General features: G+C 56.2%; 13 protein-coding genes. 3 read left to right on the top strand and 10 right to left on the bottom strand.

Translation table 11 applies throughout. From position 1 onward, the window contains the following. Positions 1-31: 31 nt before the first annotated feature. Both alr and dnaB read right to left on the bottom strand, forming a co-directional pair. Positions 32-1,111 (bottom strand): alanine racemase, encoded by a 1,080-nt coding sequence (alr, locus tag EnteroDNA1_RS15510; RefSeq protein ID WP_069303528.1) that lies wholly within the window; start codon positions 1,109-1,111, stop codon positions 32-34. Positions 1,112-1,127: 16 nt separating this feature from the next. After that, positions 1,128-2,540: a replicative DNA helicase gene (dnaB, locus tag EnteroDNA1_RS15505; protein WP_023310046.1), complete on the bottom strand. Its 1,413-nt coding sequence runs from the start codon at positions 2,538-2,540 to the stop codon at positions 1,128-1,130. 66 nt (positions 2,541-2,606) lie between these two features. Here dnaB and EnteroDNA1_RS15500 point away from each other — a divergent pair, with 66 nt between their 5' ends. Next, entirely contained in the window at positions 2,607-3,590 is a 984-nt protein-coding gene (locus EnteroDNA1_RS15500; protein WP_039264131.1) for a quinone oxidoreductase, read from the top strand. Between the two features lie 184 nt (positions 3,591-3,774). Here the strand turns inward: EnteroDNA1_RS15500 and pspG are convergent, their stop codons facing one another. The 4 genes from pspG to EnteroDNA1_RS15480 all read right to left on the bottom strand — a co-directional run bounded on the left by pspG (position 3,775) and on the right by EnteroDNA1_RS15480 (position 7,203). Further along, positions 3,775-4,017 (bottom strand): envelope stress response protein PspG, encoded by a 243-nt coding sequence (pspG, locus tag EnteroDNA1_RS15495; protein WP_023310044.1) that lies wholly within the window; start codon positions 4,015-4,017, stop codon positions 3,775-3,777. A 136-nt stretch (positions 4,018-4,153) separates the two neighbouring features. Beyond that, complete coding sequence (gene dusA / locus EnteroDNA1_RS15490) at positions 4,154-5,149, bottom strand: tRNA dihydrouridine(20/20a) synthase DusA (RefSeq protein ID WP_069303527.1); 996 nt, start codon at positions 5,147-5,149, stop codon at positions 4,154-4,156. 82 nt (positions 5,150-5,231) lie between these two features. Then, on the bottom strand, positions 5,232-6,542 hold the full coding sequence (locus EnteroDNA1_RS15485) for a conjugal transfer protein TraF (protein ID WP_033144404.1): 1,311 nt from the start codon (positions 6,540-6,542) through the stop codon (positions 5,232-5,234). Between the two features lie 172 nt (positions 6,543-6,714). Further along, positions 6,715-7,203, bottom strand: coding sequence for a cupin domain-containing protein (locus tag EnteroDNA1_RS15480; RefSeq protein ID WP_023310041.1), 489 nt, complete (start codon positions 7,201-7,203; stop codon positions 6,715-6,717). Between the two features lie 115 nt (positions 7,204-7,318). On the opposite strand from EnteroDNA1_RS15480, the gene zur reads away from it, so the two are divergent. Next, a complete protein-coding gene (gene zur / locus EnteroDNA1_RS15475) occupies positions 7,319-7,831 on the top strand; it encodes a zinc uptake transcriptional repressor Zur (RefSeq protein ID WP_008503369.1) in 513 nt (170 codons plus the stop codon). A gap of 72 nt (positions 7,832-7,903) precedes the next feature. Here zur and EnteroDNA1_RS15470 read toward each other — a convergent pair whose 3' ends face one another. The 4 genes from EnteroDNA1_RS15470 to EnteroDNA1_RS15455 all read right to left on the bottom strand — a co-directional run bounded on the left by EnteroDNA1_RS15470 (position 7,904) and on the right by EnteroDNA1_RS15455 (position 10,720). After that, positions 7,904-8,113, bottom strand: a complete 210-nt coding sequence (locus EnteroDNA1_RS15470) for a CsbD family protein (RefSeq protein WP_014830284.1) — start codon at positions 8,111-8,113, stop codon at positions 7,904-7,906. Between the two features lie 120 nt (positions 8,114-8,233). Next, positions 8,234-9,571 (bottom strand): MATE family efflux transporter DinF, encoded by a 1,338-nt coding sequence (gene dinF, locus EnteroDNA1_RS15465; protein ID WP_069303526.1) that lies wholly within the window; start codon positions 9,569-9,571, stop codon positions 8,234-8,236. Positions 9,572-9,634: 63 nt separating this feature from the next. Beyond that, entirely contained in the window at positions 9,635-10,243 is a 609-nt protein-coding gene (gene lexA, locus EnteroDNA1_RS15460; RefSeq protein ID WP_023310039.1) for a transcriptional repressor LexA, read from the bottom strand. Between the two features lie 108 nt (positions 10,244-10,351). Beyond that, positions 10,352-10,720: a diacylglycerol kinase gene (locus EnteroDNA1_RS15455; protein ID WP_023334158.1), complete on the bottom strand. Its 369-nt coding sequence runs from the start codon at positions 10,718-10,720 to the stop codon at positions 10,352-10,354. A 154-nt stretch (positions 10,721-10,874) separates the two neighbouring features. Here EnteroDNA1_RS15455 and plsB point away from each other — a divergent pair, with 154 nt between their 5' ends. Next, a complete protein-coding gene (gene plsB, locus EnteroDNA1_RS15450; RefSeq protein WP_033144402.1) occupies positions 10,875-13,295 on the top strand; it encodes a glycerol-3-phosphate 1-O-acyltransferase PlsB in 2,421 nt (806 codons plus the stop codon). Positions 13,296-13,328: the final 33 nt, after the last annotated feature.

The following is a 13,328-nucleotide window of genomic DNA, read 5'->3' as shown; positions in this document are numbered from 1 at the left end:
GCTAATGCCGTTGGACGACTATCTGCGAGTCTCAGTCGATGTACTTCATCGCCACCCTTGACGTCAGGCGCGTGATAAGTTCGTAAGCACTCACTTTCGTAATTTCAGCAATGCGTTCGACGGGCAAACCTTCGCCCCACATCATGACATCGTCGCCGGGCTTATCCTGGGCTTCAGGCCCCAGATCGACACAAATCATGTCCATCGCCACGCGGCCGACGATCTTCACCTCGCGACCGTTGACCAGAACCGGCGTGCCCGACGGCGCGGCGCGCGGATAGCCGTCACCATAGCCCATCGCCACCACGCCGAGACGGGTATCACGCTCGCTGGTCCAGGTACCGCCGTAGCCCACCGGCTCGCCCGCTTTATGGTCACGCACGGCAATCAGGTTAGAGACCAGCGACATGACCGGCTGGAAACCAAAGTCCGGCCCCCAGGGTTTATTCTCCAGCGGCGACACGCCGTAGAGAATGATGCCCGGTCGCGCCCAGTCGAAATGCGACTGCGGCCACAGCAGAATACCGCCGGATGCCGCAATCGAGCGCATCCCCGGCTTGCCTTCGCAGAAGCTGTTAAAGATATCCAGCTGGCGCTCGGTCGCACCGCACTCGGGCTCATCGGCGCGGGCGAAGTGGCTGACGATATTCACCGGCTGACGCACGTTTTTGCACCGGCATAAACGCAGATAAAACGCTTCCGCGCTTTCCGGACGCACGCCCAGACGGTGCATGCCCGTGTCGAGCTTCATCCAGACGGTCACCGGCTCGCTCAGCTCGGCGGTTTCCAGTGCGGCGAGCTGTTCTTCGTTATGTACCGCCGTGTGCAGATGCTGGTCAGCAATGGTCGGTAAATCTGTGGCTTCGAAAAAGCCTTCGAGGAGCAGTATGGGTTGAGTAATGCCGCCCGCGCGCAGGCGGAGGGCTTCTTCAAGACGGGCGACGCCAAAGGCGTCGGCATCGGGGAGCGTTCGCGCGGTCTCAAGAAGACCGTGTCCGTAAGCGTTCGCTTTCACGACTGCAACGAGCTTGCTGGCAGGCGCCAGTTCACGCAGACGTTGCAGGTTGTGTCGCAGAGCGCGGCGGTTAATAACAACAGTTGCCGCTTGCATTTGAATTCCTTAGAAATTACTCATCATCATATTGAGGACCGGCATAGTTGTCGAAACGCGACCACTGTCCGTTAAAGGTCAGACGCACCGTCCCGATTGGGCCGTTACGTTGTTTACCAATAATAATTTCGGCGATCCCTTTCAGGTCGCTGTTCTCGTGATAAACCTCATCACGGTAGATAAACATGATTAAGTCGGCATCCTGCTCGATGGAGCCGGACTCACGCAGGTCAGAGTTGACCGGGCGCTTGTCGGCGCGTTGTTCCAGAGAGCGGTTCAGCTGCGACAGCGCAACGACCGGTACGTGCAGCTCTTTGGCTAACGCCTTGAGCGAGCGGGAAATCTCCGCAATTTCAAGCGTACGGTTGTCGGAAAGCGACGGGACGCGCATAAGCTGAAGGTAGTCGATCATGATGAGGCCGATGCCGCCGTGTTCACGGGCAATACGGCGCGCGCGGGAGCGCACTTCCGTCGGCGTCAGGCCGGAGGAGTCATCGATATAGATGTTACGTTTTTCCAGCAGAATGCCCATGGTGCCGGAAATGCGCGCCCAGTCTTCATCATCGAGCTGGCCGGTACGAATGCGGGTCTGATCCACGCGCGACAGCGACGCCAGAGAACGCATCATAATCTGCTCGGAGGGCATCTCAAGGCTGAAGATCAGCACCGGCTTATCCTGCAACATCGCCGCGTTTTCGACGAGGTTCATCGCAAAGGTAGTTTTACCCATCGACGGACGCGCGGCGACGATAATCAAATCCGACGGCTGCAGACCGGCGGTTTTCTTGTTCAAATCGTCATAGCCGGTGTTTACCCCGGTCACACCGTCGTGCGGCTGCTGGAACAGCTGTTCGATACGGGCAACGGTGGCGTCGAGGACATCGGCGATGTTTTTTGGACCTTCGTCTTTATTGGCGCGGCTTTCGGCGATTTTAAAGACGCGGGATTCAGCCAGATCGAGCAGGTCTTCGCTGGTGCGCCCCTGCGGATCAAAACCGGCCTCGGCGATCTCATTCGCCACCGAGATCATCTCGCGGACGACGGCACGTTCGCGCACGATATCGGCATACGCGCTGATGTTCGCTGCACTAGGCGTGTTTTTTGACAGTTCCGCCAGATAGGCAAACCCGCCGCAGCTGTCGAGCTGACCAAGGCGCTCCAGCGATTCCGCGAGCGTGATCAGGTCGATTGGGCTGCCCGACTCCTGCAGACGCGCCATTTCGGTAAAGATGTGGCGGTGCGGGCGGGTGTAGAAATCTTCCGCCACAACGCGCTCGGCGACGTCGTCCCAGCGTTCGTTATCCAGCATTAAACCGCCCAACACCGACTGTTCCGCTTCAATCGAGTGCGGCGGGACCTTTAACCCTGCGACCTGGAAATCACGCTCGCGAGGTTCAGTCTGTTTGTTGAAGGGTTTGTTTCCTGCCATAGTGAATGGAGTTACCGAGATAAAGAGTGGGTCGAAAGATTACCATATTTTTCTTACGGAGGGAGCATGGCAACGCGCATTGAATTCCAGAAACACGGTGGGCCAGACGTACTGAAAGCGGTGGAGTTCACCCCTGCCGCGCCTGGCGAAAACGAAGTGCAGGTTGAAAACAAAGCCATAGGCATAAACTACATCGACACCTATATTCGCGGCGGTCTCTACCCGCCGCCGTCAATGCCGAGCGGCCTGGGCACTGAGGCAGCTGGGGTCGTCGTCAAAGTGGGCAGCGCGGTTAAGCATATTAAAGAGGGCGACCGCGTGGTGTACGCGCAGTCTGCGCTGGGCGCTTACAGCTCCGTCCACAACGTTCCGGCGGATAAAGCCGCCCTGCTGCCTAACGCCATCTCCTTTGAGCAGGCGGCGGCCTCGTTCCTGAAAGGTCTGACGGTTTACTACCTGCTGCGCAAAACCTATGAAATTAAGCCCGACGAGCAGTTCCTGTTTCATGCCGCAGCGGGTGGCGTCGGGCTCATCGCCTGTCAGTGGGCAAAAGCACTGGGCGCGAAGCTGATCGGCACCGTCGGAAATGCACAAAAAGCGCAGCGCGCGCTGCAGGCGGGCGCCTGGCAGGTGATTAACTATCGTGAAGAGAGCATTGTTGAGCGGCTGAAGGAGATCACCAGCGGCAAAAAAGTGCGCGTGGTGTATGACTCGGTGGGGAAAGACACGTGGGAAGCGTCGCTGGACTGTCTGCAGCGCCGTGGTCTGATGGTCAGCTTCGGCAATGCGTCTGGCGCGGTCACCGGCGTTAATCTCGGTATTCTGAATCAGAAAGGTTCGCTGTATGTGACTCGCCCTTCCCTGCAGGGATACATCACCAACCGGGAAGAACTTGAGGAAGCCAGCAACGAGCTTTTCTCGCTGATCGCCAGCGGCGTCATCAAAGTGGATGTGGCAGATGCGCAGAAATTCGCGCTGACCGATGCGCAGCGCGCGCATGAGGTGCTGGAGAGCCGGGCGACGCAGGGGTCGAGCTTGTTGATTCCCTGAGCCCCAAAAAGAAATTGGGCTTCCCGTGGGAAGCCCTTTCTTTTTTTAGTTCGGCTGTATGTAGGGTACAGCTCGATGAATTCTTTAACGGCAGTCATAGTGACAGATTCGATAACTAAATCCTATTCTGTTCTAAGCCATGCCGCCGGAAAAGTTACAAGTATGTGACGAACCCCTCAATACCTTAGTAACGGAAGCGGTTATTGCGCTGATAACTGGGCACTTTTGGCGCTTTAATCGCCCGAATCACCCACACGACCGCAATGGCCAGCAGTAGCCACGGCAACAGTTTGATCGTCAGCGCAAACAATCCGCCAATAAACATGACCACCGTCGCCACCACGATAGCCGCCAGAATGCCGAGCAGCGAAACGCCTGTCGCTAACAGCATGACAAAAAAGCCAATCACAAAAAGTAGTTCCAGCATGGTGCTCTCCCACGAGTTCCCGAGTAATGCAGTCAGCACTACAAGAATCATGCCAGTATTAACCTGTTGTTATTAAAGCAAAACGCCCCGCGAACGTTCGCAGGGCGTGGTGAATTTGACGAACTTTTAGCGAAAGTTATCGCTTGTCCGCCACCAGTCGCAGCGCATGTTCCAGCACCTCAATATCGGCTCCGGCTTTATGCGCATTCTCGCTCAGGTAGCGGCGCCACTGACGCGCGCCCGGAATACCCTGGAACAGGCCAAGCATATGGCGAGTGATATGGCCGAGATACGTGCCATTGCTCAACTCATGCTCAATGTAAGGGTACATCGCACGCACGACGGCAACCGGATCGGTGTCCGCGCCTTCGATACCAAAGATTTCGCGATCGACCGTCGCCAGAATGCCCGGGTTCTGATACGCCTCGCGGCCGACCATCACGCCATCCATATGCACCAGATGCGCTTTGGCCTCTTCCAGCGACTTGATGCCGCCGTTGATGGACATCGTCAGGTGCGGAAAGTCACGCTTCAGTTGATACACGCGCGGATAGTCCAGCGGCGGGATCTCGCGGTTCTCTTTCGGGCTGAGGCCGGAGAGCCAGGCTTTTCGCGCGTGGATGATGAACATCTCACACTCGCCTTCCCCGGATACCGTGTTGATGAAGTCGCACAGAAATTCGTAGCTGTCCTGGTCGTCAATGCCGATACGGGTTTTGACCGTGACCGGAATGGAGACCACATCGCGCATCGCCTTGATACAGTCCGCTACCAGCTGTGCATTCCCCATCAGACAGGCGCCAAACATGCCGTTTTGCACGCGGTCGGACGGGCAGCCAACGTTCAGGTTGATCTCGTCGTAGCCGCGTTCTTCCGCCAGCTTCGCGCACTGCGCCAGCGCGGCCGGATCGCTACCGCCCAGCTGCAGGGCAACCGGATGCTCTTCTTCGCTATAGGCCAGATAGTCGCCCTTCCCGTGAATGATTGCGCCCGTGGTCACCATTTCGGTGTACAGCAGCGTATGGCGGGAGAGCTGGCGCAGGAAGTAGCGGCAGTGTCTGTCCGTCCAGTCGAGCATCGGCGCAATGGAGAAACGGTGTGCAGGGAAAGCGGTCTGTAATTCTGACGACATGGCGAAGTTTTAAGCATCTGGTGGAAAAGGGGCGCTACTATAGCACAAAGAAAAGCCGGAGGCGCAGCGCCTCCGGTGGACTTTAGAACGTCATGCTCAGCTGAGCCCCGGCACCCCAGGTTTCGTCCTCACCGTAAAGTCCCATCAGGTCAACATGAACGGTACTGAACGGTGCGAAGCCGACACCGCCGGTAAAGACATTGCTGTCGTTACCCTTCACGTCCGCGCGATAACCCGCACGCACCGCCAGCCAGCTGAGCGGCGTAACCTCGGCACCGACGCCCACGTACTGCGACGTATCTTCGCTCTTGAAGCCTTTGGTCTCCGTCAGATCGCCATCGGCGGTCAGCGTCACCAGGTCGTTATGCCAGGCGGCGCCGGCGGTCACCAGCGGACGGATCTGGTAGGTGTCTTTGTAGCTCACCACTTCTCCCGTCCGGCCGTTGCGGATACGGATATCTTTGGTGTCGATATCGCGCGACATCAGGTTTTGACCGCTCACGCCAACCGTCCAGTGTTCGCCGAAATCAGCCGCGATACCGGCATCGACGTTAAAGCCCGTGTCGTCCGTGCGGTAGCGGCTGTCGTTCCACTTATTACTGTCGTAATCGTAGATTGACGTGGTGTAGTTATAGACCCAGGTTTTTTGCAGCTTTGGCGTCACGCCTACGGAAACCGGGACGCCGCCGAGGTCAAACTGACGGGCAACGGCAACACCATAGTCGGACACAATCGCTGCCCGGCCAGACGCCGTTGAGTTGAGATTTTTAGTGATCTGATCCGTGCCGTTCAGCGCAGCGTCCAGGGCAACACCGGCAGCCACCACCTTGCTTTGTTGAATACCGCGCAGATAATCAATATCTTGCTGATCGATAGACGAACTCACCCGGCCATGGGCGTAGCCTTTCGCCATAAAGGCCACGGAAAGCACATCGTTAGGGATACTCACGGCAAGCCCGGCACCTGCCGTCGCGCGTGCGGTTTTACCCTTGAGATAGTCCAGCTCATCGGCCAGATCTTTGGCCGCGCCCTGGAATTGATTAATGGAACCTAACGGATTGGTGATGATCTCCCTTGGCGTGAGGTCATCAACCACATCCTTATAGTGATTGATTTTGTCGTTGATGGTATCAATCTCGTCCTGAAGATTGTCCTCATCCGTCACCTGTACGCCAACGGACGGCAAAATAACCGTCACATCATCGTCCGGTTTTGCCTTTGCCAGCAACGCGGGGTTGATTAACGCCCCGCTACCATAGCTCCCGGAGGCAACGCCAGTGCCACCCATTGCGTCGCTACGTGATTCTGTCCAGGTATTGGCTGCTCCCGCCTGATTTGCCATAAACAAGGAAACAGCGATACTAACCACCGAAAATTTAAAATTTTTTTTCACAGTATGCCCGTTATAGTCTGTTATGAAATAACCCCTGTCTGTTATCACCCAAACAGGAACGAACTATTGCTGTGAATAAGTAGTAAAAGACCCGCTATTTCTATCCCTAAGTAAAATTCCCTTACGGCCTGTTATATTTTGTGACGGCCCTCAATATTTATAGAAGAGGAAATTATTTTTTCCCAGGTTTTCCATCATGCGGTCCAAAAAACTGGGGCGGGTGGTCTACCCAGCGATCCTCACGCGTGGCGGCATACACGGGGTTAAGCGGATAGTAGATGCGGTTGTGCTTTTTGTTGGCCTCGCCAACGACCAGTAACCGCACCTCTTCGTCCGTGTTGTTGATAAAGGTGTGGCAGATACCGGTTCCGGCAGGAAACCCCACGCTGTCGCCCGGTTCAAGTTTCCATAAATAGCCATTGATCCACGCTTCTGGATGACCTTCGAGCACATAAACGAATTCTTCTTCATCGCTTTCCGCGTGCGGATAGGACGTCCTGCGCCCTGGCGGTAAACGCTCGTGATGGATACCAATGCGCCCGAGCCCAAGCTTGCGAGCCAACGGGGCGCCGATAGAAAAACGCTCATCGCTATCTGGATAGGTCGAATCATCCGCGCCTTCAACGTCGCGCCAGTGCCGAATACAGTCAGGTTTTTTCATTGTTTATTTCCCGGTTTGCAATGGGTCAGGTATAGCACAGACTGGCGGATCTCGGCGTTTTTACCAGAACATGATAAAGTGAGGGTTTTCCGTCCTATAACATCCGGGGTGCTAAATGGATAAGTCCACAAAAGAGCTGTTAGCGCAGGCCGAAAAGCTGTGTGCGCAACGCAATGTGCGCCTGACTCCGCAGCGCCTTGAAGTCTTACGTCTGATGAGCCTGCAGCAGGGTGCCATCAGCGCTTACGATCTGCTGGACCTGCTCCGCGAAAGCGAGCCGCAGGCGAAACCACCAACCGTGTATCGCGCCCTTGATTTCCTGCTGGAACAAGGATTCGTGCATAAAGTTGAGTCCACCAACAGCTACGTGTTGTGCCATCTGTTCGATCAGCCCACCCATACATCGGCGATGTTTATCTGCGACCGCTGCGGCGTGGTGAAAGAAGAGGCTGCGGAAGGCGTGGAAGATATTATGCATACGCTGGCGGCGAAAATGGGTTTTGCCCTGCGTCATAACGTGATTGAAGCGCACGGACTGTGCTCTGCCTGCGTGGAAGTGGAAGCCTGCCGTCATCAGGACGCATGTCAGCACGACCACTCTATTCTTGTGAAGAAAAAACCGCGTTAGCAGTAGTAAAAGCAAAGGCGGCTCATGGCCGCCCTCAGGGTGTACTTCCTTGTACTTGCGGGTATAGCCCGCTTACCAGCGGTAGTCGTTGCGTTTTTCCCAGTCGCCCACTTCTTTTTCCGCCTGGTCTTTCGCGTAGCCGTAACGCTCCTGGATTTTACCGACAAGCTGATCGCGTTTACCTTCAATGACGGTCATATCGTCATCGGTCAGCTTACCCCACTGTTCTTTCGCTTTACCTTTGAACTGCTTCCAGTTGCCGCCGATTTCGTCTTTATTCATCATCGTGTCCTCTTAGTTAAGCGTCGGGTCGTAACGTCCGTTACGTTCTTTTCTGCTGGACGTGATAATTATTGTAGTTAAGGATTCGGCAGTTGATTTGATATTCGGAATCTTTAACCGTCACGATATATCGTGACGTGAAGGGAACCAGGTATTGTTTTGCCAGTGGCGGTGCCAGATAAAAGCCAGCGATATCCCTCTCAGCGAGAGGAAAACGGCCAGGGCCAGCCACAAACCGTGATTACCCAGCCAGGGAAGCGTCAGCAGCGTCAGGCCAAAGCCTGCCGCCGCGACTGCCATACTGTTGCGCATTTCCGCTCCGCGCGTCGCACCAATAAACATGCCGTCCAGCAGATAACACCAGACGCCGACCACCGGTAAGATGACTTGCCAGATGAGATAGTGACTCGCCAGCTCGCGCAGCGCAGGGATAGACGTAAGCAACGCGACGATTTGCTCACCAAGGCAGGCATAAACCAGGCCGAACGCCAGCGCCACCAGCCCAGACTGGCGGCAGGCTGCCCGCCAGACATCCCGCAGCTGCCCGCTTTCGCGCGCCCCGTACGCCTGCCCGGAATGCGCTTCTACCGCATAGGCAAAACCGTCCAGCGCGTAGGCGGTAAAGGTCAGTAGCGTCATCAATACCGCGTTGATCGCGACGATTTCTGGCCCCAGTCGCGCCCCGAAAACCGTCAGTGCGCCGAAGCAGAGCTGAAGCAGCAGCGAGCGCAGCATGATGTCACGATTAAGCGCCAGCAGCCTACGGATATTGCCGCGCCATGCGGTTTTGAGCAGCGCCAGGGAGATGCCGCGCATCGCCAGCACGCGCCAGACCATCCACAGACCAATAATAAAGGTTCCGTATTCGGCAATTGCCGTCGCCAGCGCCGCGCCCCGCACGTTCATATGCAGGCCCATTACCAGCCAGACATCCAGCACAATGTTGAGAAGGTTGCCTACCACCAGCAAAATCACCGGTGCACGGGCGTACTGCACGCCCAGTAGCCACCCCAGCAGAACCAGGTTTGCCAGCGAGGCGGGCGCGCTGAGCCAGCGAATTTCAAGGAAACGGCGCGCCTGAGCCAGTACCGCCTCGCTGCCGCCGACAACATGGAGCGCAAGGTCGATCAGGGGCGTACGTAATAAAACGATTAACACTCCCGCGCCAAGCGCAAGGATCAGCGGCTGGACCAGCGCGCGCGCCAGACGCAGCGGATCTTTTGCACCATAAGCCTGTGCCGTGAGCCCGGTGGTGCTCATGCGCAAAAAGAGCAGCAGCATAAACAGGAAGCTGGTTGCCGTCGCGCCAATCGCCACGCCGCCAAGATAAACAGGCGAATCAAGATGACCAATAACGGCAGTATCGACCAGCCCCAGCAAGGGCACGGTGATATTAGAGAAAATCATCGGCAGAGCGAGACGCCACAATGCCTTATCTGATTCCGTCAGCAGTGACATGAAAAATACCGGGAGTGGAGAATGAAGCAGGCTACAGCGGCGCCATAGCCTGTCAGGAAGAGATTACAGCCATTCACCGTTGCGAATGACCCCAACCGCCAGTCCTTCGATAGAGAAGTTGTGTTCGCGGAGATCGACCACAATCGGGGAGAACTCATTGTTTTCAGGCAGCAGCTGAACGGTGTTACCCTGTTTTTTCAGACGCTTGACGGTAACTTCATCATCAATGCGCGCGACAACTACCTGGCCGTTACGCACATCCTGCGTTTTGTGCACCGCAAGCAGATCGCCATCAAGAATACCGATGTCTTTCATCGACATACCGCTAACGCGCAGCAGGAAATCTGCGCTCGGTTTGAACATGCCAGGATCGACCTGGTAGTGGCCTTCAATATGCTGCTGTGCCAGTAAAGGCTCACCGGCGGCAACACGGCCTATCAGCGGAATGCCCGTCTCTTCTTCCACCAGCAGGCGGATACCGCGTGACGCGCCTGAAACAATCTCAATCACGCCTTTACGCGCCAGCGCTTTCAGGTGTTCTTCGGCAGCATTCGGAGAACGGAAGCCCAGACGCTGCGCGATTTCCGCACGCGTGGGTGGCATACCCGTCTGGCCGATATGATCCCGGATGAGATCAAACACCTCTTGCTGCCTGGTCGTTAACGCTTTCATTCCGCCCCCTGGGTGTATATACAGTTATGCTGTGAGTATATACAGTCAAAGGCGATTTTGGAACCAAAAACTGCACAAAAAACCAGGGACTTAATTATTCCTCGAGGCTCATCGGAAATGTGACCAAAGCAGCGTGACCCAGGTGATAACGGCAGTGATAATCGCCAGCAACACGGCAGCAGAGCCCATGTCTTTTGCGCGGCCAGAAAGCTCGTGGAAATCTGAACCAATGCGATCAACAACGGCTTCAATAGCGCTATTAAGAATTTCCACTATCATCACCAGAAGCACGGAACCGATAAGAAGTACGCGGGTAATAGCATCAACATCAAGGAAACAGGCGATGATCACCGCGATGATAGCGGCGACGCCCTCCTGGCGAAAGGCGGCTTCGTTGATCCACGCGGCACGGAAACCTTTCCATGAATAGCCGGCGGCTTTGATGATACGCGTTAACCCAGTGGTATTATTGGCCATTAAAAGAACCTTTTATGAAAAAAAGCGTCAGTAACAGGAACTGTAGCGCGTTTCGCTACAGCCTGAAGTATGACGGGTAACAACAGAAATTTTGCGCGCTTTCTGTTATCCTTGCGCCGCAATTGCATTATTAACCAGAGGCTTTACATCGTTTATGTCCGGCTGGCCACGAATTTACTACAAATTACTTAATTTACCATTAAGCATCCTGGTAAAAAGCAAGTCTATCCCAGCAGAACCCGCGCTGGAATTGGGGCTCGATACGTCGCGTCCTATTATGTACGTTTTGCCTTATAACTCGAAGGCAGACTTACTGACGCTGCGCGCCCAGTGTCTGGCGCATGACTTACCGGACCCGCTTGAACCGCTTGAAGTTGACGGTACGCTGCTGCCGCGCTACGTGTTCATTCACGGTGGACCGCGCGTGTTTACCTACTACACGCCAAAAGAAGAGTCCATCAAGCTGTTCCACGACTATCTTGACCTGCACCGCAGCAACCCCGATCTGGATGTGCAGATGGTGCCGGTGTCGGTGATGTTTGGTCGTCGTCCGGGCCGTGAAAAAGGTGAAGAGAACCCGCCGCTGCGCATGCTTAACGGCATCCAGAAGTTCTTCGCGGTCTCCTGGCTGGGACGCGACAGCTTTGTGCGTTTCTCCCCTTCCGTTTCGCTGCGTCGTATGGCGGACGAGCACGGTACCGACAAGATCATCGCGCAAAAACTGGCGCGCGTGGCGCGTATGCACTTCGCCCGCCAGCGCCTCGCTGCCGTAGGGCCGCGTCTCCCGGCGCGTCAGGATCTGTTCAACAAGCTTTTGGCCTCCAAAGCGATTGCCCGCGCCGTTGAAGACGAAGCGCGCAGCAAGAAAATATCGCATGAGAAAGCCCAGCAGAACGCCATTGCGCTGATGGAAGAGATTGCAGCGAACTTCTCTTACGAGATGATTCGCCTGTCCGATCGTATTCTCGGCTTTACCTGGAACCGCCTGTATCAGGGCATCAACGTTCATAATGCCGAACGTGTGCGTCAGCTGGCGCACGATGGCCATGAGATTGTCTATGTTCCCTGCCACCGCAGCCACATGGACTACCTGCTTCTTTCCTACGTGCTCTATCACCAGGGGCTGGTACCGCCGCACATTGCTGCCGGTATCAACCTGAATTTCTGGCCAGCAGGTCCGATTTTCCGCCGCCTGGGCGCGTTCTTTATCCGTCGCACCTTCAAGGGCAACAAGCTCTACTCCACCGTGTTCCGCGAGTATCTGGGCGAGCTGTTCAGCCGCGGCTATTCCGTGGAGTACTTCGTGGAAGGCGGTCGTTCCCGTACCGGACGTCTGCTCGATCCGAAGACCGGCACGCTGTCGATGACCATTCAGGCGATGCTGCGCGGAGGAACCCGTCCAATCACGCTGGTGCCAATTTACATTGGCTATGAGCACGTGATGGAAGTGGGCACGTACGCCAAAGAGCTGCGCGGTGCGACCAAAGAGAAAGAGAGCCTGCCGCAGATGCTGCGCGGTTTGAGCAAGCTACGCAATCTCGGTCAGGGCTACGTGAACTTCGGCGAACCCATGCCGCTGATGACGTATCTGAACCATCACGTTCCCGAGTGGCGCGAGTCCATCGATCCTATCGAAGCGATTCGTCCGGCCTGGCTGACGCCAACGGTCAACGGCATCGCGTCCGAGCTGATGGTGCGCATTAACAACGCCGGTGCGGCTAACGCCATGAACCTGTGCTGTACGGCGCTTCTGGCTTCGCGTCAGCGCTCGCTGACCCGCGAACAGCTCACGGAGCAGCTGGATTGCTATCTGGACATGATGCGCAATGTGCCGTATTCCGTTGATTCAACCGTGCCTTCTGCTACCGCCAGTGAGCTTATCGATCACGCGCTGCAGATGAACAAGTTTGAAGTCGAAAAGGACACGATCGGCGACATCATCATTCTGCCGCGCGAGCAGGCAGTGCTGATGACCTACTACCGCAACAACATCACCCATATGCTGATGCTGCCGTCACTCATGGCGGCTATCATCACCCAGCATCGCCGTATTTCGCGTCAGGAGCTATTGCGTCACGTTGAGACGCTCTATCCGATGCTGAAAGCGGAGCTGTTCCTGCGCTGGAGCAAAGACGAGCTGGCGGGCGAACTGGACAAACTGACGGAAGAGCTGCGTCGTCAGGGGCTGATCACCGTCTCAAATGACGAGCTGCACATCAATCCGTCGCGTTCCCGAACCCTGCAACTGCTTGCTGCCGGTGCGCGCGAAACGCTGCAGCGCTACGCCATTACGTTCTGGCTGCTGAGTGCGAACCCGTCTATCAACCGCGGCACGCTGGAGAAAGAGAGCCGGACGCTGGCACAGCGCCTGTCCGTTCTGCACGGCATTAACGCCCCGGAATTCTTCGACAAAGCGGTCTTCAGCTCTCTGGTCCTGACGCTGCGTGACGAAGGCTACATCAGCGATACGGGTGATGCCGAGCCGGAAGAGACGCTGAAGGTGTACCAGATGCTGGCCGAACTCATTACGTCAGATGTGCGTTTGACGATCGAGAGCGCGACGCAGGGCGAGTGATGTGAAAAAGCCAGGTTGGTGGTTTCACCTGAC

The sequence above is a fragment of the Enterobacter sp. HK169 genome, assembly GCF_001719105.1.
Taxonomy (GTDB): Bacteria; Pseudomonadota; Gammaproteobacteria; order Enterobacterales; family Enterobacteriaceae; genus Enterobacter; species Enterobacter asburiae_B.
The sequence above is the reverse complement of the archived record's forward strand: the minus strand, read 5'-3'. Positions and strand labels throughout refer to the sequence as shown.

What these genes read in the sequence shown, in the direction of transcription:
- dusA (WP_069303527.1), bottom strand. Translation starts at nt 5,149, where the DNA reads ATGTCGTCAGAATTACAGACCGCTTTCCCTGCACACCGTTTCTCCATT.
- dnaB (WP_023310046.1), bottom strand. Translation starts at nt 2,540, where the DNA reads ATGGCAGGAAACAAACCCTTCAACAAACAGACTGAACCTCGCGAGCGT.
- EnteroDNA1_RS15500 (WP_039264131.1), top strand. Translation starts at nt 2,607, where the DNA reads ATGGCAACGCGCATTGAATTCCAGAAACACGGTGGGCCAGACGTACTG.
- plsB (WP_033144402.1), top strand. Translation starts at nt 10,875, where the DNA reads ATGTCCGGCTGGCCACGAATTTACTACAAATTACTTAATTTACCATTA.
- EnteroDNA1_RS15480 (WP_023310041.1), bottom strand. Translation starts at nt 7,203, where the DNA reads ATGAAAAAACCTGACTGTATTCGGCACTGGCGCGACGTTGAAGGCGCG.
- dinF (WP_069303526.1), bottom strand. Translation starts at nt 9,571, where the DNA reads ATGTCACTGCTGACGGAATCAGATAAGGCATTGTGGCGTCTCGCTCTG.
- EnteroDNA1_RS15470 (WP_014830284.1), bottom strand. Translation starts at nt 8,113, where the DNA reads ATGAATAAAGACGAAATCGGCGGCAACTGGAAGCAGTTCAAAGGTAAA.
- EnteroDNA1_RS15455 (WP_023334158.1), bottom strand. Translation starts at nt 10,720, where the DNA reads ATGGCCAATAATACCACTGGGTTAACGCGTATCATCAAAGCCGCCGGC.
- lexA (WP_023310039.1), bottom strand. Translation starts at nt 10,243, where the DNA reads ATGAAAGCGTTAACGACCAGGCAGCAAGAGGTGTTTGATCTCATCCGG.
- pspG (WP_023310044.1), bottom strand. Translation starts at nt 4,017, where the DNA reads ATGCTGGAACTACTTTTTGTGATTGGCTTTTTTGTCATGCTGTTAGCG.
- alr (WP_069303528.1), bottom strand. Translation starts at nt 1,111, where the DNA reads ATGCAAGCGGCAACTGTTGTTATTAACCGCCGCGCTCTGCGACACAAC.
- zur (WP_008503369.1), top strand. Translation starts at nt 7,319, where the DNA reads ATGGATAAGTCCACAAAAGAGCTGTTAGCGCAGGCCGAAAAGCTGTGT.